The 19,867-nt window shown below is 52.4% G+C and carries 23 protein-coding genes, 1 tRNA gene and 1 pseudogene; 8 read left to right on the plus strand and 17 right to left on the minus strand.

Annotated features, from left to right (window positions below; all coding sequences use genetic code 11):
• Nucleotides 1-99: 99 nt before the first annotated feature.
• Together ABIE11_RS16395 and nlpA are read left to right on the plus strand one after the other, a co-directional pair.
• Nucleotides 100-519: a GNAT family N-acetyltransferase gene (locus tag ABIE11_RS16395; protein WP_429184884.1), complete on the plus strand. Its 420-nt coding sequence runs from the start codon at nt 100-102 to the stop codon at nt 517-519.
• Nucleotides 520-671: 152 nt separating this feature from the next.
• The gene (gene nlpA, locus ABIE11_RS16400; protein ID WP_100778235.1) at nt 672-1,481 is read left to right on the plus strand and encodes a lipoprotein NlpA; all 810 of its coding nucleotides are present in this window, start codon (nt 672-674) and stop codon (nt 1,479-1,481) included.
• A 122-nt stretch (nt 1,482-1,603) separates the two neighbouring features.
• Here the strand turns inward: nlpA and ABIE11_RS16405 are convergent, their stop codons facing one another.
• The 13 genes from ABIE11_RS16405 to ABIE11_RS16465 all read right to left on the minus strand — a co-directional run bounded on the left by ABIE11_RS16405 (nt 1,604) and on the right by ABIE11_RS16465 (nt 11,618).
• Nucleotides 1,604-2,698 carry an AAA family ATPase gene (locus ABIE11_RS16405; RefSeq protein ID WP_102105098.1) on the minus strand — a complete coding sequence of 365 codons (1,095 nt, stop codon included), beginning with the start codon at nt 2,696-2,698 and terminating at the stop codon, nt 1,604-1,606.
• Between the two features lie 155 nt (nt 2,699-2,853).
• Complete coding sequence (locus tag ABIE11_RS16410; RefSeq protein WP_429184885.1) at nt 2,854-3,813, minus strand: YbgA family protein; 960 nt, start codon at nt 3,811-3,813, stop codon at nt 2,854-2,856.
• 12 nt (nt 3,814-3,825) lie between these two features.
• Complete coding sequence (locus tag ABIE11_RS16415) at nt 3,826-4,356, minus strand: DUF3833 domain-containing protein (protein WP_107702556.1); 531 nt, start codon at nt 4,354-4,356, stop codon at nt 3,826-3,828.
• Nucleotides 4,353-4,880: a hypothetical protein gene (locus tag ABIE11_RS16420; protein ID WP_319424261.1), complete on the minus strand. Its 528-nt coding sequence runs from the start codon at nt 4,878-4,880 to the stop codon at nt 4,353-4,355. The genes ABIE11_RS16415 and ABIE11_RS16420 overlap by 4 nt, the downstream gene beginning before the upstream one ends.
• Nucleotides 4,877-5,362: a DUF2878 domain-containing protein gene (locus ABIE11_RS16425; protein WP_319424260.1), complete on the minus strand. Its 486-nt coding sequence runs from the start codon at nt 5,360-5,362 to the stop codon at nt 4,877-4,879. Before ABIE11_RS16425 ends, ABIE11_RS16420 begins: the two co-directional genes overlap by 4 nt.
• Nucleotides 5,359-6,579, minus strand: a complete 1,221-nt coding sequence (locus ABIE11_RS16430; RefSeq protein WP_429184886.1) for a class I SAM-dependent methyltransferase — start codon at nt 6,577-6,579, stop codon at nt 5,359-5,361. The genes ABIE11_RS16425 and ABIE11_RS16430 overlap by 4 nt, the downstream gene beginning before the upstream one ends.
• Nucleotides 6,576-7,298: a DUF1365 domain-containing protein gene (locus ABIE11_RS16435; protein ID WP_429184887.1), complete on the minus strand. Its 723-nt coding sequence runs from the start codon at nt 7,296-7,298 to the stop codon at nt 6,576-6,578. The genes ABIE11_RS16430 and ABIE11_RS16435 overlap by 4 nt, the downstream gene beginning before the upstream one ends.
• Nucleotides 7,295-8,560, minus strand: a complete 1,266-nt coding sequence (locus ABIE11_RS16440) for an NAD(P)/FAD-dependent oxidoreductase (RefSeq protein ID WP_194513112.1) — start codon at nt 8,558-8,560, stop codon at nt 7,295-7,297. Before ABIE11_RS16440 ends, ABIE11_RS16435 begins: the two co-directional genes overlap by 4 nt.
• A complete protein-coding gene (locus ABIE11_RS16445; protein ID WP_429184888.1) occupies nt 8,557-9,276 on the minus strand; it encodes an SDR family NAD(P)-dependent oxidoreductase in 720 nt (239 codons plus the stop codon). Before ABIE11_RS16445 ends, ABIE11_RS16440 begins: the two co-directional genes overlap by 4 nt.
• Nucleotides 9,273-9,707, minus strand: a complete 435-nt coding sequence (locus ABIE11_RS16450; RefSeq protein ID WP_429184889.1) for a nuclear transport factor 2 family protein — start codon at nt 9,705-9,707, stop codon at nt 9,273-9,275. Before ABIE11_RS16450 ends, ABIE11_RS16445 begins: the two co-directional genes overlap by 4 nt.
• A gap of 183 nt (nt 9,708-9,890) precedes the next feature.
• A complete protein-coding gene (uraH, locus tag ABIE11_RS16455; protein WP_429184890.1) occupies nt 9,891-10,301 on the minus strand; it encodes a hydroxyisourate hydrolase in 411 nt (136 codons plus the stop codon).
• 98 nt (nt 10,302-10,399) lie between these two features.
• Complete coding sequence (locus ABIE11_RS16460; RefSeq protein ID WP_100778223.1) at nt 10,400-11,128, minus strand: MerR family transcriptional regulator; 729 nt, start codon at nt 11,126-11,128, stop codon at nt 10,400-10,402.
• A gap of 52 nt (nt 11,129-11,180) precedes the next feature.
• Complete coding sequence (locus ABIE11_RS16465; RefSeq protein WP_429184891.1) at nt 11,181-11,618, minus strand: hypothetical protein; 438 nt, start codon at nt 11,616-11,618, stop codon at nt 11,181-11,183.
• Nucleotides 11,619-11,755: 137 nt separating this feature from the next.
• On the opposite strand from ABIE11_RS16465, the gene ABIE11_RS16470 reads away from it, so the two are divergent.
• Nucleotides 11,756-12,754, plus strand: coding sequence for a class I SAM-dependent methyltransferase (locus tag ABIE11_RS16470; RefSeq protein WP_181827092.1), 999 nt, complete (start codon nt 11,756-11,758; stop codon nt 12,752-12,754).
• A gap of 134 nt (nt 12,755-12,888) precedes the next feature.
• Here the strand turns inward: ABIE11_RS16470 and ABIE11_RS16475 are convergent, their stop codons facing one another.
• The 3 genes and pseudogenes from ABIE11_RS16475 to ABIE11_RS16485 all read right to left on the minus strand — a co-directional run bounded on the left by ABIE11_RS16475 (nt 12,889) and on the right by ABIE11_RS16485 (nt 14,011).
• Complete coding sequence (locus tag ABIE11_RS16475) at nt 12,889-13,188, minus strand: helix-turn-helix domain-containing protein (protein WP_100778220.1); 300 nt, start codon at nt 13,186-13,188, stop codon at nt 12,889-12,891.
• Nucleotides 13,185-13,537, minus strand: a pseudogene (locus ABIE11_RS16480) (type II toxin-antitoxin system RelE/ParE family toxin). The gene ABIE11_RS16475 and the pseudogene ABIE11_RS16480 overlap by 4 nt, the downstream one beginning before the upstream one ends.
• 183 nt (nt 13,538-13,720) lie before the next feature.
• Complete coding sequence (locus ABIE11_RS16485) at nt 13,721-14,011, minus strand: SymE family type I addiction module toxin (protein WP_194513124.1); 291 nt, start codon at nt 14,009-14,011, stop codon at nt 13,721-13,723.
• Nucleotides 14,012-14,135: 124 nt separating this feature from the next.
• Between ABIE11_RS16485 and ABIE11_RS16490 the strand changes: the two genes are divergently transcribed.
• The 4 genes from ABIE11_RS16490 to ABIE11_RS16505 all read left to right on the plus strand — a co-directional run bounded on the left by ABIE11_RS16490 (nt 14,136) and on the right by ABIE11_RS16505 (nt 17,347).
• On the plus strand, nt 14,136-14,327 hold the full coding sequence (locus ABIE11_RS16490; RefSeq protein ID WP_429184947.1) for a toxin-antitoxin system HicB family antitoxin: 192 nt from the start codon (nt 14,136-14,138) through the stop codon (nt 14,325-14,327).
• 110 nt (nt 14,328-14,437) lie between these two features.
• Nucleotides 14,438-15,391, plus strand: coding sequence for a sce7726 family protein (locus tag ABIE11_RS16495; protein ID WP_429184892.1), 954 nt, complete (start codon nt 14,438-14,440; stop codon nt 15,389-15,391).
• A complete protein-coding gene (locus ABIE11_RS16500) occupies nt 15,382-16,326 on the plus strand; it encodes a sce7725 family protein (RefSeq protein ID WP_429184893.1) in 945 nt (314 codons plus the stop codon). The genes ABIE11_RS16495 and ABIE11_RS16500 overlap by 10 nt, the downstream gene beginning before the upstream one ends.
• 4 nt (nt 16,327-16,330) lie before the next feature.
• Nucleotides 16,331-17,347: an RES domain-containing protein gene (locus ABIE11_RS16505; RefSeq protein WP_429184894.1), complete on the plus strand. Its 1,017-nt coding sequence runs from the start codon at nt 16,331-16,333 to the stop codon at nt 17,345-17,347.
• A 747-nt stretch (nt 17,348-18,094) separates the two neighbouring features.
• Here ABIE11_RS16505 and ABIE11_RS16510 read toward each other — a convergent pair.
• A tRNA-Sec gene (locus ABIE11_RS16510) sits at nt 18,095-18,189 on the minus strand.
• A gap of 281 nt (nt 18,190-18,470) precedes the next feature.
• On the opposite strand from ABIE11_RS16510, the gene ABIE11_RS16515 reads away from it, so the two are divergent.
• Complete coding sequence (locus ABIE11_RS16515) at nt 18,471-19,865, plus strand: glycoside-pentoside-hexuronide family transporter (RefSeq protein ID WP_319424381.1); 1,395 nt, start codon at nt 18,471-18,473, stop codon at nt 19,863-19,865.
• Nucleotides 19,866-19,867: the final 2 nt, after the last annotated feature.

A 19,867-nucleotide genomic window follows, 5' to 3' on the forward strand; every position in this document is an offset into this window, starting at 1 on the left:
AAAGAATATTTCTACTGAGAAATAAAGGAGAGAATAAGGAGTTTTTATGAAGATAAAGGTGTGCGATATTCAGATTGCGCTGAAAATAAGGAGAACCACATGCACTTGAGCCTTACGGATACCATTACTGAAGCCGATAAAGAAGAACTCCTGAATGGATTACGATCCTATAACCGGCAGTATATCGATTTTTCTGCGGTCGGAGGCGATATCGCCGTTTATGCGCGCGACGACAGTGGCGTGATGACGGGCGGATTGATCGGCAATCGCAAAGGCGAATGGCTGAATATTCAGTACCTGTGGGTGAGCAATGACGCGCGCGGTAGCGGGCTGGGGAGTCAGCTGATGAATGCCGCCGAAGAAGAAGCCCGCCGCCAGGGCTGCCGCCATGCGCTGGTGGATACGTTCAGCTTTCAGGCGCGTCCATTTTATGAAAAGAAGGGGTACACACTGCAGATGACGCTGGAGGATTTCCCTTATCAGGGCATGCAGCGGCACTATCTGGCAAAAGATCTGTAACGGCGGATGCCCGGTGGCGCGGTGTGACCGGGCCTGCCATTCAGACAGTACCGATATATAACTTTTCCTTCTGGTTGATTCTTTTTCGGTTTTTAGCGTACCGCTTCGTTGTCGATATAGTCGTTCAAACGTTTTTCAAAAGGATCTGTCTCGTGAAACTCTCTTTACCTCGATGTGGTGCATTACTTCTGGCGGGCGTTCTGCTTGCGGGCTGTGATCAAAGCGGCAGCGATGCCAAACATATTAAAGTCGGCGTGATTAACGGCGCAGAGCAGGATGTGGCGGAAGTCGCCAAAAAAGTGGCGAAAGAGAAGTACGGGCTGGATGTGGAGCTGGTCGGTTTCAGCGGCTCGCTGCTGCCCAACGATGCGACGAACCACGGCGAACTGGATGCGAACGTCTTCCAGCATCGCCCATTCCTGGCGGAAGATAACAAAGCTCACAACTATAAGCTGGTCGCGGTGGCAAATACGTTTGTCTTCCCGATGGCAGGCTACTCGCGCAAAATCAAATCGGTTTCGGAACTGAAGGATGGTGCGACCGTTGCAATTCCAAACGATCCCACCAACCTTGGCCGCGCGCTGTTGCTGCTGCAAAAAGAGAAGCTGATTACGCTTAAACCCGACGTCGGCCTGCTGCCAACGGCTCTTGATATTACCGCTAACCCGAAAAAGCTGAACATCATGGAGCTGGAAGGTGCGCAGCTGCCGCGCGTGCTTGACGACCCAAAAGTGGATGTGGCGATCATCAGCACCACTTACCTCCAGCAAACCGGGCTGTCGCCGGTACATGACGGCGTGTTTATCGAAGATAAAAACTCGCCTTACGTGAATATTGTGGTAACCCGCGAAGAGAATAAAGACGCAGAAAACGTGAAGGAATTTATTCAGTCGTACCAGTCGCCAGAAGTGGCGAAAGCGGCAGAAAAAATCTTTAACGGCGGCGCGGTTCCAGGCTGGTGATCTCAAGAAGGCCATTTAAGCGATGAATGGCCTTCTTGCATGCTCTAAGCCTTAGTGAGGTTTGTCGTCTAAAGCGGGGTGAGTGTAAGGACCCTTTAGGCTAAAGGTCTCGCATTGTTAAATTAAGTCATCGCCAGCCGCTCCATCCTTGTCTCTCCGTCCACCATCGACAGTTGATACAGCGAAAACGAGCGGTGTTTTTCGATTAAATTGGCCAGTTCCGGTGAGTGGCTGGTCAGCCAGATTTGCGAGTAGTGGCTCGCTTCGGCGATCAGGCTGGCAAGGGCGGGCAGCATCTGTGGGTGCAGGCTGTTTTCCGGTTCGTTGAGGGCAATAAACGCGGGTGGTCGCGGGCTGAGCAGTGCGACGGCCAGGCACAGGAATCGCAGCGTGCCGTCCGAGAATTCTGCCGGTTCCAGCGGGCGACTTAACCCTTCGCGCTGCATCATCATGCGAAAACGTCCCCCGCTGTTATCGCTGTAAAATACGCAGCCGGGGAAGGCCTGGTCGAGGATCCGCATCAATAGCAGCTCGTCGCCAATCTCCACAATCGTCTGGAACGCTGCCGCGAGGTTTGCCCCGTCGCTGGCTAAAACCGGCGACCGAAAACCCACCTGCGGGGCGCGCATCGCCGATCCAGACGAGACGGAAAATTCGTGGTAAAAGCGCCAGTTGCGCAGGGACTCGCGCATCTGCGACACCTCAGGATAGAGATGCGGCTCGCCCAACTGGCCGAACACCGATTCGTTCTCATACAGCGTGCCGCTGTGGGTCACTTTCTCGTGGTGAATGTTGTTCAGAAATACGGTCTGGTTTTTACGCTGCATCAGCCGCGACGACGGGCGGCGATGGTGATCGCTCAGCCAGAGGGTCTCTTCTTTGATCACCGGGTCGAGCTGGAACTGTGAAGGATAGGGCAGCTTCTCGACAAACCCCACCTGTAGCTCGTACTCGTAGGTTTCGGTTTCCACCGCCAGATTGACGCGGCGCAGCTGATCGCTTCGCGTTTTCCCGGCCCAGAACACCTTTAAAATCCCGCCTTCGTTCGCCAGAGCCTGCGAAAACTGGCCCTGCGCCGCGCTGTGCATCAGATGGATCGCCTTGTAAATATTCGATTTACCGGTGCCGTTCGGCCCAAAAACGATATTGAGCTGTTCCAGCCCGAGCGAGAGCTGGCGAATCGAGCGGTAGTTTTCAATGTGCAGGGCGCGGATCATCGTGGTTACCTGAGTAATGCAAAACGGGGTCAACCCACTCATTCTACCAGCCAATAACCCATGCCGCGGGCCAAAAAAAAGACGACAGTGAGGTTTGTCGTCTAAAACGGGGTGCGTGTAAGGACCCTTTGGGCTAAAGGTCTCTCGTTGTTAAATCAAGCGATCGCCAGCCGCAGGCCTAAGTCTTGCGGGTACGGGTCGAAGTAGTTTTGCGTCATGAGATAGCGGTCCGGGTGCTCAGCCAGATAATGTTTCAACAGCGTGAGCGGGGCGAGGATCGGCAGCTGACCGGCGCGGTAGTTGAGGATAACTTCACGCAACTCCACGCGCTGGCGGGTATTGAGCTGTTTACGGAAATAGCCCTGAATGTGCATCAGCACGTTGGTGTGGTTTTTGCGCGAGGCGGGCTGTTTCAAAATCGCCATCAGTTTCTCGCGATAGACCGCAAAAAAGGCCTCCAGATCGTCCCATTCGTGAAGCGACGCCACAAAAGGCCCGATCTCACGATAACCCGCCTGATTGTGCGCCAGCAGTTGCAGCTTGTAGCGGCTGTGAAAGGCCAGCAGCGCACCGCGCGTCAGGCCGCTGGCGCGAAGCATGTTCAGCTCGTGCAGGGCAAATACCCGCGCGATAAAGTTCTCCCGCAGTACCGGATCGTGCAACCGCCCGTCTTCCTCCACCGGCAGCCACGGATATTTTTCCTGCATCGCGGCGGTGAAGAGGCCGTTCCCCTCTTTCTGGCCAGGATTTCCCGCTTCGTCGTAGATGCGCACGCGCTCCATGCCGCAGCTTGGCGATTTGGCGCAGACGATGAAGCCGGCGTACTCGGCAATACCCGGCAAATAGTGCCCGGCAAACTCGGCCATTTTGTGCGTGATGTCTTCATGGGGGGCCTGGGTAAAACGCATGTGCATCTCACCGTCGGGCGTTTTGACCAGCCGCAGCGCCGGGCGAGGGACGGGCAAGCCCACCGCCATTTCCGGGCATACGGGTTTAAACGTTACCCATTGCGCCAGCGCATCCATCAAAAAGCTCATGCGTTTATGTCCGCCGTCGAACCGTACGGCTGAGCCGGTCAGACATCCGCTGATACCGAGAATGGGTTTATTGTTCATGGTGTTGTCCCCTTACTGCTCGTTGCGGGTGAAGAAAATGGTCACCGTTCCGACGTTAAAGCCAAACTTCGTCATCGCGGTTTTATTAAAGAGGTGTTTGCCGTCCTGCAAATACATCCAGTCGTCGAAGTGCAGTAGCCAGGTTTTGCCGTCGGCTTTGACGTTCATACTGTAGCGCCAGTTGAAGGCGTTTCCCGCCGCCTGGCCGGTCGCCACGCCCTCGATATCCCCCGCACGGCCTTCAAAGCGATCGGCGCTGACGCGCCGGATATGCCATACGCGCTGCTGTTTTTCGCCATCGTCATACACAAACTGCTCGCTGAGCGTCAGCGTATCGCCGCTGACCTCGCCCTTGAGATCGACGTGGAAGCGGCGAATTTGCTTCCCGCTGCGATCCTGCACCATCCCATAGGCTTCGGTCTGGCCCTGAAAATAGTGGAAGATATCGAGCCGCGGCTGCTGATCGCGGTAATCATTAATGTCGGCGCTACAGCCCGCCAGCAGCGTCATCAGCACCAGGCCGAGAGTCAGAAAACGTTTCATGGTTTACCTCCGAGCAACTGCAGTCGTAGTTCGGGATATTGCGTACGAGGACCGAGCCAGATCGCCAGAAAGCGCTCGCTGAAGGTCGCCGATTGCGGTGGGCCGAGCGGTGTGAACGCCGAACGGGCGGTCGGGGCGCGATACCAGAATTGCCCCTGCCCGTTATTCACGACAAACGCCAGCTGGCTTCCCTGATTCACATCGGGCCAAATTGCCTGCAGCCTGCGCAGCCATTCGGCGCTGTTGGGTTCACTGTCCAGAATGCCCTGCGCCTGCCACTGCTCGCGGGTGGCGTCGACCAGTTCGTCACGGCTGATACTGCGCTGATAGGTAATCAGCAATGCCTGATCCTGTTGCAGGCCGGTGTAACGCCCATCCGGGGTGCTCAGCTGAGAGCGATAAACGTCAAACGGGCCCCAGGTCAATGTCGCCTCGCCCACTTTGCGCCAGGTGAGCCAGTCGGCGGCGTGCGCCGCAGGCAGCGCGGCAGCCAGCCAGAGCAAAAGCAGCAAAGCGGATCTCATCGTTGCCTCCCCACCAGCAGATGGAAAAAGAGAATCAGTACCAGCCAGCCCATCGTCATCCAGCTCAGGACTATGAATGACGGTGCCTGAAAGGTGATCGCGCCCAGCCGCTCGCCGAGAAAATAGGCCACCGGACCGCCAGCGGTGCCCATCAGAACCAGCAGCCAGCGCGGCAGCGCGGTGGTCGTCGTGAGCTGGGTCCAGACGCAGGCGAACATCAGCCAAAGTGCCATCATCCAGAGAGGCAAAATCCCTTCGCCGTTGAAGCGCAGCAGACCGGTCAGCGACCAGAGGGTGTCCAGAGAACTCCCGGCGACCGCCAGCATAAGGGCGAAGAGTCGCTGGACCGGTTTCAGCATCAGGCAGGCCAGCAGCGCCAGCGCGAGCCACACCATCACTCCCCGCTCACGAAACATCACCACCAGCGTCCAGTAGAGATCGAACGCGATGGCGAGCACGAAGACCTGCACATGGCGGTTCATACGCGCTCTGCCGTCAGTTGCACCACGCTGATGGTGCGGGCGTTGAACCCGGCTTCGCAGTAGCCCAGGTAGTAGAGCCACATGCGGCGAAAACGCTCGTCAAAGCCGAGTTTTTCGATCTCCTGCCAGGCGTGGAGGAAGCGCGTGCGCCAGTGTGTCAGGGTGCGGGCGTAGTCCGGTCCCATGTCGAAAAGATTGCGTACCACGAAATCCGTGTGGCGCGTCATCAGTTCGTTCATCGCCGTAATGCTCGGCAAAAAGCCGCCGGGGAAGATGTAGCGCTGAATGAAATCGACGCTTTTGCTGTAGTCGCGGTAGCGCTGGTCCTGAATGGTGATCGCCTGAAGCGCCATTTTGCCGCCGGGGCGCAGGCGGGCCTGGCAGGTGCGGAAAAACTCCGGCAAAAAGGTTTTGCCGACCGCTTCGATCATCTCGACGGACACCAGCTTGTCGTACTCCCCGGTTAAGTCGCGGTAATCACACAGCAAAACCTGGACTTTATCCTGTAACCCGGCGCGGTTGATCCGTGCCTGCGCCCAGCAAAACTGCTCGTAAGAGAGCGTGGTGGTGGTGACCCGACAGCCGTAGTGGCGCGCGGCGAATTCGGCCATTGCTCCCCAGCCGGTGCCAATCTCCAGCAGATGATCGTCCGGCGTCAGCGAAAGCTGATCGCACAAGCGGGCCATTTTTGCCTTTTGCGCAGTAGTGAGATCCTGATCCGGCGAGGTAAACAGGGCGCTGGAATAGAGCAGCTCTTCGTCGAGAAACTGGGCATAAAAGGTGTTCCCCAGATCGTAATGGGCGGCAATATTTTCCCGCGCCTGCTGGCGATGGTTGCGGCGCATCCAGTGGCGTAGCCGTTCGACGGGCTTGCCCAGCAGTCGAAAACCGCTCTCCAGCCGCCCGAGCGTTTTACCGTTAAGGGCGAGGATGTGCAGCAGCGTGGTGAGCTGATGCGTCTCCCACTCGCCGTCCATCCAGGCTTCGGCGGCGGCCAGACTTCCGCCCGTCAGCAGTCGCCGGTAAACGGAGGAGGAGAGAACCTCCACGTCGGCATGCAGGGCCGCACTGGCGTCGCCAAAATGGAACGTCTGGTTGCCCTCGCGTACGGTCAGCGAACCCTGTTGTAAGTCCCCCAGCAGGCGGAACAGCAGCCAGCGCGCCATGCGCGCGTTGCGCGGATAGTCTGGCTCAAGCGCATAAACGGGATCGGTCATGAGCGTTCACTCCTGCTGGTGGGATGGGGATGGATGGGTACGCGTTTGAGCCACAGCCGCAGCGCCTGCCAGTAAATGGCGAGGACGGTTTTGAGCGTCATGAGCGGAATGCGCCACAGCAGCGAACTCAGCGCCGCACGTGTCAGAGGCTGACGAGTGAGCATCAGCGTGGCATCAAACACTTTGGCTTCCTGATGGTTCTCAATGTGCATGAATAAGGTTTTTGCCGGGCGATTGAAGCGCCAGTGGTATACCATATTCATCGGATTAAACGGCGAAACGTGGAAGGCTTTCGCCATCGGGCGCGCCTCCTGCCCGTTTACTGCGTAGTAATGCCGCTCGTTCCACGGCGTGTTGCGCACTTCCGCGAGCACCCAGCGCAGGACGTCCTGCTGGTCAAAGCAGTAATAAAAATTGACCGGATTAAAATGAATACCGAAATAGCGCAGCTGGGTGAGCAGCATCACCCGGCCATCGGTGCGCTCACCGGTCAGCGTCTCCAGCCTGGTGAGCACCTGCTCTTTGAGCGGCTCGCCCAGCGGATAATCGCGATCGTAAAACGACGCGGCGGCAAAGCGGTTACGGCGAATGCCCAGCGACGGCAGGCGCGCCAGCTCGTCGAGATCGAGCCATGCCAAAAAAATGCTGTAGCGGAAATGGTGCGCTCGCGGCAGCAGACGGCGGTGACGAAGCACGCCCTGATAGAGGCAACTGTTCATGTTCCCGCCCCTCCCACTCCTGCGATCCCCGTTACCACGTCGAGCGCGCTGCGCACACCATCCTCATGAAATCCGTTGTACCAGTAGGCACCGCAGAACCAGCTTCGCTGCTGGCCGTTGATCTCGGCGCGGCGCGTCTGGGCACGCCAGCTTTTTGGGTTGAACTGCGGATGTTCATACACAAAGCGTTGCCAGACGTAACGCTCGTCGATGGGAGCATCCGGATTCAGGGTCACGCAGAACAGCGGCGCGCCCTCTGGCAGCCCCTGTAAAATGTTCATGTTGTAGGTCACGCAGGCGCTGTTTTGTTCCCGATCGTTCAGACGATAGTTCCAGCTTGCCCAGGCTCGTTCACGCACCGGCAGCCAGCGTTTGTCGCTGTGCAGCACTACCTCATTACGCTGCCAGCCGATGTCGCCGAGGATCTGTTTTTCCGCGAGCGAGGGGTTAGCCAGTAGCGCCAGTGCCTGACGGGAGTGGCAGGCGAAAATGACCTGATCGAAGGTGTGAGTTCCGTCGGCAAGTTCAATGTCAACCTGGTGGGGGTGGCGGATCACCTTCTGTACCGGTGCATCCGTGCGCAGCGTCAGGCGAGTGCCCAGCTGCGTAACGAGTGCGCGGACATATTCGCGCGATCCGCCGGGCACCACGTACCACTGGGGACGATGGGTGATGTCCAGCAGCCCGTGATTCTCAAAAAAGCGTAAAAACAGGGCGAGCGGAAAACGGCGCATCTCCTGCAACGACGAGGACCAGATCGCCGCGCCCATCGGCAGGATGTAGTGCCTGGCGAAGAAAGGGCTGAAGTGGTGCTGTTCCAGAAACGTTTGCAGCGTGTCGTTATTACTGGTGCCCTTAATCAGCGTCTGTTTCGCCAGTTTGTTAAACCGCACGATGGATTTCAGCAGCCGCCAGAAGGTCGGGTTCAGCAGATTGCGCCGCTGGGCAAACAGGCTGGAGAGTGTGTGGCCGTTGTATTCCAGCCCGCTGGCCGGGTTATGCACAGAAAAGCTCATCTGCGTTTTTTGCCCGCTAATACCCAGCTCGCCCAGCAGGCCCATAAACCGGGGATAGGTGCGGTCGTTGTAAACGATGAAACCGGTGTCGATGGAAAAATCTCCCGACGGCGTGGTGACATCGACCGTGGCGGTATGGCCGCCGACGGTGGGGGCCGCTTCGAACAGCGTCACCTGATGGTGCCCGGCCAGCCGCCAGGCGCAGGTCAGCCCGGCGATCCCGCTGCCGATAATGGCGATGTTCATGAGCGCACCATCCTGCGCAGCAGCGCGTTTTGCACAAACGGCGGCAGGGACGCCAGCAGCCGCAGGATCACGCTAAATCCGGCAGGAAACGCGATGTGCGTTTTGCCTTTCGCCACGCCACGGCGGATGGCGGCAACGGCCTGCTCTACGCTGACTTTGCCGGGCATCGGGAAATCATTTTTACGGGTGAGCGGGGTGTCGACAAAGCCTGGTGAGACGACCGTAACGGCCACGCCTTTAGGCTCCCAGTCCAGACGCAGGCTGTTGGCAAACCACGTCAGCGCTGCTTTGGATGCGCCGTACGCCTCGGCGCGTGGGAAGTGCAGCCAGTGCGCCATGGAGCTGACCAGCACCACGCGACTACCGGGCGCGAGTTGATCCTGAAGCGCGGCCAGGCAGTTCACCGGGCCGAGAAAATTGGTGCGCATGACACGCGAGACGCGATCGATGTCGATCGACCCGTGATCGAGATATTCACAGGTTCCGGCGCACAAAACGGCGAGATCCACGGGGCAATCGGCCAACGCGTCGCGGCAGGCCTGCGCGTCGGTCATATCAAACTGACGCAGGGAGATCAGCGGGCTGTACTGGCGCAGGGCCTCAAGGCGGGCAGCATCCCTGCCGCAGGCGATGACGCGGCAGCCGTCATCCGCCCAGGACTTCGCCAGCCCCTCGCCAATCCCTGAGCTTGCGCCGGTGATGAGGACAGTCATCATGGGCGCACCCTCCTTTTCACACCGCGAACCGCCCAGCCCAGCACCGGCAGGTGTTCGTAAATCATCTCCCCGGCATCGTAATAATCCCGCTGGCGTTTCACTGTGCCGTCCTGCACGTCCACCACGGAACAGCCTGGCAGAGCCAGCGTATTACCCTCCGTTAAACGGGGATGCGACCAGTGCATGGTCCAGGTGAGCGCGAAACGATCACCGTCGGTAAATGGCTTATCGATGGAGAAATGACACTGGTCCACATTGGCCAGCAGATGGGTGAAGTAACGCTGGATCGCGAACAACCCCTGATGCTCACCGAAAGGATCAATCAGCACGGCTTCAGGATGAAAGAGCGCAGGCAGCGCCGATGGCGGCTGATTGTCCAGCTCGGCGTAGTAACTCACGAACCGATCGATGACGGTATGCACGGCGCTCATTGACTCACCTTTGCGGTTGACGATCCTGAAAAAACCCAATAATTAAAACTTACACAAACAATGATATTTGTCCAAGTTTGATTTGGATTATTTTTAATTAGTGATTTATTTCAATTGGATAGGAAAGGTGATTTTTGCGGGGATTAATGCGCTCCCGATAGCGGGGCAGGAGCGCAGGACGAATCAGCTGCCCTTGTAAGTGGAGTAGCCGTACTGGCTCAGCAGCAGTGGAATATGCAGTTTTTCGTTGGTGGTGGTGACAGTAAAGAGCACCGGGATCTCAGGGAAAAATGAGGATAATTTCTGGCTCTGGAAGTATTCACCGGTTTTAAAGGTCACTTTATACACGCCGGGCTGCATATCCTGATCCTGCGGATACAGGGATTTAATACGCCCGTCGTGATCGGTTTTGCCACTCGCCAGCGTGGTCCATTTTCCCTGCTGCTGTTTTTCCAGCGTGACCGTGACATCCGGCGGCGGTGTGCCCGTTTGCTGGTTAAGGATATGGACGCTCAACGTACCCACCGGGGCGCTAAACGCGACCGGGGCAAAGGCGAGGGAGGATAAAAGCAGCAGGCCGGAGAATTTATTCATGTTGTTTTCCTGTTGAGTGATGAATACAGGAAAACGTTAGCATTATGGCGGCAGGAAAATATTCAATCTTTTGTGATAACTGGCGCGGGAAATAGCCTTTACAGGGTGATGATTTCCAGAGAAATACCCTGTTCCTGCCACTGCGCGATCTGTTTTTTACGCGCGACGGTTAATTTGCCGGTTGTCACCAGCAGCCATTTGCGGTCCGGGAAAATTTCCGGTGCCAGGGTTGCGGGCGGTATCGGGAGGACGTCGATGCGGTGGCCTTGCCCCGTGCGTTTTAGCGCTTCGAGCCAGATTTCACACGGGTCGTTAAGATGCCAGCCGGTGATCAGACAGTTATCGCCCGGCGCGCGTTTATCCCCTTCGAGGCAAAACGACGTGTAGGCAATGATGATGCCGTCGAGGATTTCCCGCAGGGTCATGATCGCCGGGATATTCGCGGAGACCTGGCTGCGCAGCGGGCGCAGGACTTCGGTCACCAGTTCTGGCCGTGGCGATTCGCGGCCTGAGTCGTAAATCAGCTGGCGCAGGGATTCGATTTTCCCCTCTTTCAGACGCTGCAACATGCTCTCCTGCAGGGTGAGCCAGTTATTGGTGCGCCGTGCGCCAGGCCGCGCCAGCAGCGGTTTTACCTGGCTGACTGGTACGCCCTTTTTCACCCAGTCGAGAATTTTCAGCGCCTGTTGTACGTCGTCATCGCTGTAAAGACGGTGTCCGCCATCGGTGCGAAGCGGTTTCAGCAAACCATAGCGACGCTGCCACGCGCGCAGCGTGGTCGCGGTGATGCCGCAAAGTCGGGCGAATTCGCCGATGGAGTAAGACATGGAGTGCGCCTGATGACCAAGTTAACTCTCAATATACTACGAATTCCGCTCGTTACGAGCACATGTGATTGAACGGCCCCGGCGGGCAGGGGCGCAATATGGCGTGAATATGGTCCTCTTTGAGCGTGTACATGCCGCCCGAGAACGGGTCTACGATAAGCCAGCCCGGCACGCCGAAGAAGAGGATATTCCCGAAGGTGTACCAGTGGCTGAAGCGGTACTCGAGCGGCATCATCGTCGAGTAATAGCCCTCCTGTTTCAGCGTGAGGGTGTATTCCCGTTTGCCGAAATAACTGCCGTCGGATTTTTTCAGCACCACGGATTGCGGCGTTTTACCGGTGGCGATCAGGTCGCCGTTGCGATCGATGACCGCGTAATATGCCTCCGTCGGGGTGCTGTCGATATACAGCGTCTCTTCGTTGCTGCCGACAATGCTGGCGCAGCCCGTTAGCATCAACGGCAGCAGCAGCCGCCAAACCTGTTTTCTCATCCCGATCGCTCCTTCATGTATAGCGATTCAAAGCGGCACAGGTGAGCTGAAAATTAAGGCATATCGTGCATTTTTCGTAGGGCAATGCCGTACCGTTTGCATAGACTTCCGTTTAGGGTCGAACGGGGGTTTACGAGATGAACTGGCACTCTTTTCGCGGTGATGCACCGGCAAATATGACAATTTACAGCGCATCGTTTCCTGATATCAGCGATCAATGGCCGATGAAAGACGATGTCACGCGGGAGATTAACGCGCTCAATCTGGCCATGAAAGCTGACCCTGAGCTGCTGCCCCCGCTACTGGAAGAGGGCGAAAACGGCCTGCCGAGGCTTATCCCGCAGCATGTTCATTCCGAGCGAGCGTTCCGCACACGCCCGGCGATGGCGGCCTGGCGCGCGCGGCTGGTGCCCTCCGCGCTGGCGCTGTTTGTGGTGCAAAACCCGCTGGAGGAACGCCTGCCCGAAGGCACGCGGATGGACAGCGAAAGCCGACAGTGGTTTATCCACGCCAACGACGCCATCGGCGTGCGCTCCCGCGCGCAGGTGCTGGGCGCGCTGGTGGAGAAATACATTCACAATGAGCTGGAAAGCGACTGGATAAGCCTGGCGAGCGGCGCGGCGATCCCGGTGCTGGAGGCGCTTCGCACGGCAAAACTGGACGGGCAGAAGGTGCATCTCTCGCTGGTGGACGATGACCCCGTCGCCCTGCGCTGGGCAGAAACCATGGCGGCGCAGGAGGGGCTGGTGGTGGGGGAACAGTTGACGTTGCTCAAGCGCCATCTGATTCATCATTTCATCCGCAGTGACGATTTACTGCTCGAGCTGGGTGAACATCAGGCCGAACTGGTCGACGCGCTGGGGATTTTCGAATATTTCAACGACACCGATGCGGTGATTTTCCTGCAACGCGCCGTACGACTGGTGAAGCCCGGCGGGGCAGTGATTGTGTCGAATATGCTCACCACCAGCCCGCAAATCGACTTTATTTTGCGCTGCATCGGCTGGGCGCACATCTACCCGCGCACCTTGCAGCAGTTGCAGGATATCCATCTTGCGGCGGGTATACCTGCGGAGAACGTGACGGTGATTGTGCCGAAAGATGGGGTGTACGCGGTGATGGAGGTTAGGGTTTGATGTGGGGCTTCTGCAATGCCGGGTGGCGCTTCGCTTACCCGGCCGACAAACCCGGCGATGATACCGCGTTGAATTTGCTCGATCCGCCCCTCAACCTGAGGGGAGAGGGCTTGAGACACAGATGCCGAGAAAATCTAAATATGAAATGCCACGCGTTTCCCATTCGGCAGTTCAACATCCAGGCTCAGTTTTCCACCCATCGCTTCGATGTAGCGTTTTAGCGTGGCAATTTTCAGTTCATTACCGCGCTGTTCAAGCTGGGTAACTGCGGGTTGGCTGATTCCCATTATTGTCGCCACCGCCTGTTGAGACAGTTTCAGTTCTTCGCGCATCATCTGTAGCCCGGTTTCGAGAATCATCTCGTCAGCCATCTCTTTGATACGCTGCTGGCTTTCAGGCGAACGGGAAGCAATCACGTCATTTAAGGTTTTCAATTTGCTGTCTCCAGGGCTGCCAGATGAAACGAAAATTCTTTATCTGCAATACGGATTAACCGCTTATAAAATATTTTTTTGTCGTTACTCTTGTCACCCGCACAAGGCACGATCGCCTGGCGGACGGGATCGAAAGCAAAGAACGCACGAATAGGACGGCCAGATAGTTAATCCGTAGCTCTTTCATATTGTTATACCGCGATCCTTTTACGGTATCGGCCCAGGGTCTTGTAAGATGCGGTCCGTAGTTTTGCAGAGTTAATAATTCTGCCAATACCCTTTCCTGTAGCCCTTCTTCTTGCTCATGCAGCCATTGTTCAAATACCTTCCCTAAAAGTACCGTCCACATGCAATCGTCCATGATAAGCTGTAGCTTATACCCAGAAGGATATAAGCTGTAATTTATAATTGCAATGGCTGCCTGTAACGGCCATTGCATCTCCGATGAATGATTATGACAGAGACAGGCAACCCACCTGATAAGGCAAGGGTGATATTGCGAGCCGTCTTCAGGGATATTTCACGGGTGAGATTAATGTTTTTGTAATAACGCCCCTTCAATCCCTTTCAGCTTCGCCTGTGCCTGTTTTAATTCGTCCAGCAACCGCTGTTCCTGCTCGCTGTACGCCATCAGAACAATGCACCCGTCCATGACTTTAACCGTCACCTGATGCCCGGTATCAAACCCGGCGGCGCGCAGCCACTTGCCCGAAAGAATGATATTCGGCGTTGTTTTGTCGTGAACATTCGGGCGATATCCCACAATTATCGAGCGCTCAGTTCCGGTGGCGGTAATGTCTGGGTTAGAATGCGAATCAGCCATAATCAACTCCTTGATAGTTGGTGAGGTTAGACGCTCCTGTTGTGTTCCTGCACAGCGGAGGCGTTGCCTAAAGGAGGTTAGGTGGCCTCCTAATATGATTCAGATTAAATGGATAGGTGGCCCCATGTCAATCATAGCGCGCGAAAAAAAACCAAAAGGCGGCGGACAATCTCCGCAGTTTAAAATGCGTATTGATCCGGCATTGAAGGAGCAGTTGGATGCTGTCGCAGCTGAAGAGGGGGTGAGTCTCGCTAGTTGGTTGAAGGAGCTGGCAAGAGAGGCCCTTAGGCAAAAGGGTATTGAGCCCAAAGGATAAATCTAATCTAAAAAATATAATTAATAAATATCAAATGCTTAATAATAAACTTATGGCAACTTTGATTAAAAGTGACAAAGAAGAGTCTATAAGATATTATTATTTTTGGTATGTATCACACTGAAGTGACTAGAAAATTAGTTTATAGTTACGAATTAAATATTTTGAGGATAGAAGTGTTAAGTCCTGCTCAACTCTCAGCGCTATCCAGAATGTTTTCCATCTCAGTTATTTCTGAGATAGCAAAAAAAGGCAAGTCTCCTTTGTTCTCGAGGCTAATGGTTGAGTCCTGCGCCTTTGAAAATCAACAAAATGAGAATGCAACAATCGGTGATGTTTTCGATGTGGCTTTCTCACTAATACGGAGAGCCGGAATTAGAAATGAGTATGTATTCAGGTCAGCATTAGTCCATAATGTTTTGCTAGGTCGGCATTCGTTGCGTACTGCTAGTATGCTAGCTGAGTTCAGAATTGGAACTAGCAAAGCGGATATGATTATCTTAAATGGATCCGGAACTGTTTATGAAATTAAGTCTGATAGAGACTCATTAGCTAGATTAGAAAGTCAAATAGCAAATTATAGGAAAGCGTTTAGTAAAATCTATGTAATAGCTGGGGATTCTCATATTGATGATGTTTTATGCAAAACATCAGAAGATATCGGTGTGTTGAGTCTAGTTCGATGGAATAGGATAAGTGTTGTGAGGGATGCGAAGGAAAATAATGATTTCTTATGTCCTGCCACTATGTTTGATTCATTAAGGATTAGTGAAGCAAAAGATATTTTAAAACAATTTAAAATTGAACCGCCTGTATTACCTAATACATTACTTCGGAGCGCGATAAGGAGTGTTTTTGAAGAACTGAATCCGATAGAAGTTCAAAAATGCATGATAAAAACGTTAAAAAGGACGCGTAATCTCTCGCCACTAAGCAATTTGATTTCAAATTTGCCTAACGCGTTACAAAGCGTAGCTTTGATTACACAATTACGCAATAAGGACCGTGAACGCTTAGTTGAGACATTAGGTAAGCCTCTCGACGAAGCTCTTAAATGGGTTTAATGACAATGTATCATCCATATTTTAGAGGTAAACAGTTTGAGTTAATTGCAATACGTGAAACAGCTGAAATAATGGCTAAAGCTCGTATTACACCAATTATAGAACCAGTTAGAGAGACACTTAATGGATTAGATAAGGCGTTGAAAACAATATGTGATGTTAATGGTAAGGCAATTGTAATAGTTAATCCGTCATATGGAGATCATTCAGCGAACGGCTATAATATATCTCAATTGCTTAAAGATAGTTTTAGTGATCGAGATAATATTTCAGCCGGAATCTTGCTGCGAGAAGATATGGATGAAGGATTAATAATAAAATTACTTTTTGAACATAAATCACATAATCCATGCTTTATACACTCGGGTTATGCTGAACCCTACTCACTTTCAGAAAAATCGAAAGGTTTGGTTTCCAAGCATGTATTCATAGAAAATTACTGCGGGAAAATCTATAGAAAATATTTTTCTGATGCAGAAAGAATTTTACTTAGGGATGGATTTAAAAAGAAGAAGAATGCCGATTATCCTCCACTTGAAATCTTCTCAGATTTACACATTACTTATCCAGAAGAAGGAATGGACGGGTTTGGAGATTTTTTAATTGTAGGTGATGAATACAGCGAAGGTGGTGGACCAGCGTATGCTGTTGCAATACATTTAACTTTCTTGGATAAGAACAAAGAAAATATTATGTATATAAACCATTTTATTTCTACAACAAATGATACACCTACTGATCCTGCTGGAAAATTTGGACAAGCATTAACGAAATTAATTAATAAACTAAATCATTCCCAAACACAGTTCTTTGAGAGTTCCGCTATTATAGAGTTTAGAGTTCTTCATGCGAACGGGCACTTCCCGGGTTTAGGCACTGTTAAGAAACTGTCAATGAAACATCATATTGAGACATTAGCTAATTTTATGGGATAATAAAATGAGTCGAAAATGTTGTCCTGAATGTTTTGGTGATAATGGATTGCGAGAAAATATTATCCCCAGCCTTAACCCTCAAAAAGGTATTTGTTCCTTTTGTGGTAGCCATGATGTGGATGTGATTGAACCCGCCGCATTAAACATTTATTTTGAGTTAGTGATTAATGTTTACGAATTAGATCCTAACGGAAGAAATATTGTTGAGTTATTAAGAGAAGATTGGGGCTTGTTTAATCATAAAGTTATGGATAATGCTCATGCTAGAGAACTTTTAGCTGAAGTGTTAGATAATGGAGATATAGTAAGACGAAATTTTTCACCTTCAGAATCTTATAAAAGTATTGCTTTGGCTCAGTGGGATGAGTTTAGGGATGAGCTTCTTTATAGGAATCGATATTTCCTGGATGGGCAAATTAATACGTTAAGATTGAAAGAGCTTCTGAATCATTTGAAAGCCCGCCACCTACCTAGAAAATGGTTCCGCGCAAGAATAAATCAAGATGATGTACCTTATGAACTTGACTCAATGGGTGCTCCCCCTAAACGAATTACATCACATGGCCGAGCTAATCCGCCTGGTATCCCTTATCTATACTTGGGTTCAATACCTGAAACTGCGGTTGCAGAGATAAGACCTCACACTGGTGAAACAGCTACAATTGCGGAGTTTTCCTTGCCTGATGGGCTTATAATGGCAGATTTAAGGCAACCAAGGCAGCATGTTTCTCCATTCGTTTTGTCTGACACAATTGATATCGGAAAAATGAGAGCTGACATACCTTTTTTAGAAAAACTTGGACAAGAACTTACTCAGCCTGTATTACCTAAAAGTGCTGCGCTCGATTATATTCCAAGCCAGTATCTTTGCGAATTTATTAAAAAGATTGGTTTTCACGGTGTGATATACAATAGTTCTGTAAGTGAAGGTATAAATTTAGCATTGTTTTATCCTAATATGGCCACTCCGTCTTCAACCAGGCAAGTAAGTGTAACAAAAGTAACTGTTCAAATTGAGTGATTATTTTTACATCAATATTTTTTATTTTGTGGGTGCTATTCCATTATTATAAAATATACTGGCTTGTGCCCACCTCTAATGAAATGATATCCATAATTATCTATCATTGATAAATTTAGATCATAAATAATATCAATAGCATCGTTCCATGCGAAGTTGTCATTCGATCTAACAAGTTTAGAAATTTTGGATATTTCAAGTAGTTCAATATTATGTGTCGAAAATTCACCATCAATATGCTTTGTTCTATTCCTTTGCAAGAGAAAATAAAAATCATCTTCACAGCATGAATTAGTGATATTAAATAAAAAATGTTTTTTAGGATTGTAGTTATCAAATATATTCAATGAGGATATGAAACTTGCTATACTTGGTAAGTTTTACTCTCTTGCCGTCGATGCATATTTAAATAATTGATGATTAATTTTTCCACTCAAGTGTGAGTTATCACTGGTTAATTTCGGTCTTCTTGCAAAAAAGATAATATCTTTTTTTTTAAGTTTGAGAGTATCCTTAGATGTTAATTTTCCTTCCCTTGTTTTCCAGAAGTAAATGGGAGTTACAAAATGAAAATCTTTTTGCAATTCATTAAATTGGGTATTAGGGAGTATACTGCTGTTCTCTCAGAAAAGAAGCTAGACATGTTTACCTCGTTTAGATAAATAAGTATCTCAATTCTTATATAGAATTTTATTAAACCAGAAGTCTTATGATAATTAGTTATTAAACTGAAAACATAACATGTTTTGGCGGAAGATCACAGGAGTCGAACCTGCCCGGGAACGCTGGCGTCCCCAACTGGATTTGAAATCCAGCCACCTCACCGGAGATGACGATCTTCCGCGCCTCGATTGCTACATGGAGGCGGTGCGCATTATAGCTACTTTCAGGCATTTACCACATCATTTCGCAGAGTTTTTTCACCCCTGCTTTGACCTGCATTAACCCCTCTTACTTAAATCTTAAGAAAATCCTGAGGTTAGGTTTTTTCTCCAACTTCTACGGCGATCACAAAAGAGAAGAATCGTAACCAGCTAACCAGAAAACAGAATATCCGCTCTCCCGGCGATGGTTTACAACATCTGAAACCGGTCTCAGCGCCCCTACAGCGTCAAGGATAAAGATAATGAGCGAAATATTGTCTGTGAAGGAAAAGATTGGCTATGGCATGGGAGATGCCGCCAGCCACATCATTTTTGATAACGTCATGTTGTATATGATGTTTTTCTATACCGATATTTTCGGTATCCCCGCCGGATTTGTCGGCACCATGTTCCTGCTGGCGCGTGCGCTGGATGCGATTTCCGACCCGTGCATGGGGCTACTCGCCGACCGCACCCGCAGCCGCTGGGGGAAATTCCGTCCGTGGATTTTGTTCGGTGCAATTCCGTTTGGCATCGTCTGCGTGCTCGCGTACACCACGCCAGATCTTAGCCTGAACGGTAAAATGGTTTATGCCGCCATCACGTACACGCTGCTGACCCTGCTCTATACCGTAGTGAATATCCCTTACTGCGCCCTCGGCGGCGTCATTACTAATGACCCGACGCAGCGCATCTCCCTGCAGTCCTGGCGCTTTGTGCTGGCGACGGCGGGCGGCATGCTCTCCACGGTACTGATGATGCCGCTGGTGAATCTCATTGGCGGCGAAGACAAAGCTTTTGGCTTCCAGGGCGGGATCGCTGTGCTGTCGGTGGTCGCGTTCCTGATGCTGGCGTTCTGCTTCTTCACCACCAAAGAGCGCATCCAGGTGCCGCCAAGCACCACCTCCATGCGTGAAGATCTGCGCGATATCTGGCAAAACGACCAGTGGCGCATCGTCGGTGTGCTCACCATTCTCAACATCCTCGCCGTCTGCGTGCGCGGCGGCGCGATGATGTACTACTGCACCTGGATTATGGGCACGCCGGAAGTGTTCGTCGCGTTCCTCACCACCTACTGCGTCGGTAACCTGATTGGCTCCGCGCTCGCCAAGCCGCTCACCGACTGGAAATGCAAAGTCAGTATCTTCTGGTGGACCAACGCCCTGCTGGCGGTAGCGAGCGTGGCGATGTTCTTCGTGCCGATGCATGCCACGATAATGATGTTCAGCTTTATCTTCGTGATTGGCGTGCTGCACCAGCTGGTGACGCCAATCCAGTGGGTGATGATGTCCGATACCGTCGATTACGGCGAATGGACCAACGGCAAACGCCTGACGGGGATCAGCTTTGCGGGCACGCTGTTTGTGCTGAAGCTGGGCCTGGCGCTGGGCGGCGCGCTGATCGGCTGGATGCTGGCCGGCGGTGGCTACGATGCCGCAGCCAAAACCCAGAACGGCACCACCATCAACATCATTATTGGCCTGTTCACGCTGGCCCCGGCGGCGTGCTATGTGCTGAGTGCCATCGTCGCCAAACGCTATTACACGCTGAAAACCCCGTTCCTGACAAAAATTATGGGCGAGCTGGCGCAAGGCGCGCGCCGCAACCAGCAGGAGTTTGAAACCCTGCCGGTCAGCAAAGAAATGCAGAACTAAGA

It is taken from the genome of Lelliottia sp. 489 (assembly GCF_050435885.1).
In the GTDB taxonomy this organism is placed as follows: Bacteria; Pseudomonadota; Gammaproteobacteria; order Enterobacterales; family Enterobacteriaceae; genus Enterobacter; species Enterobacter nimipressuralis.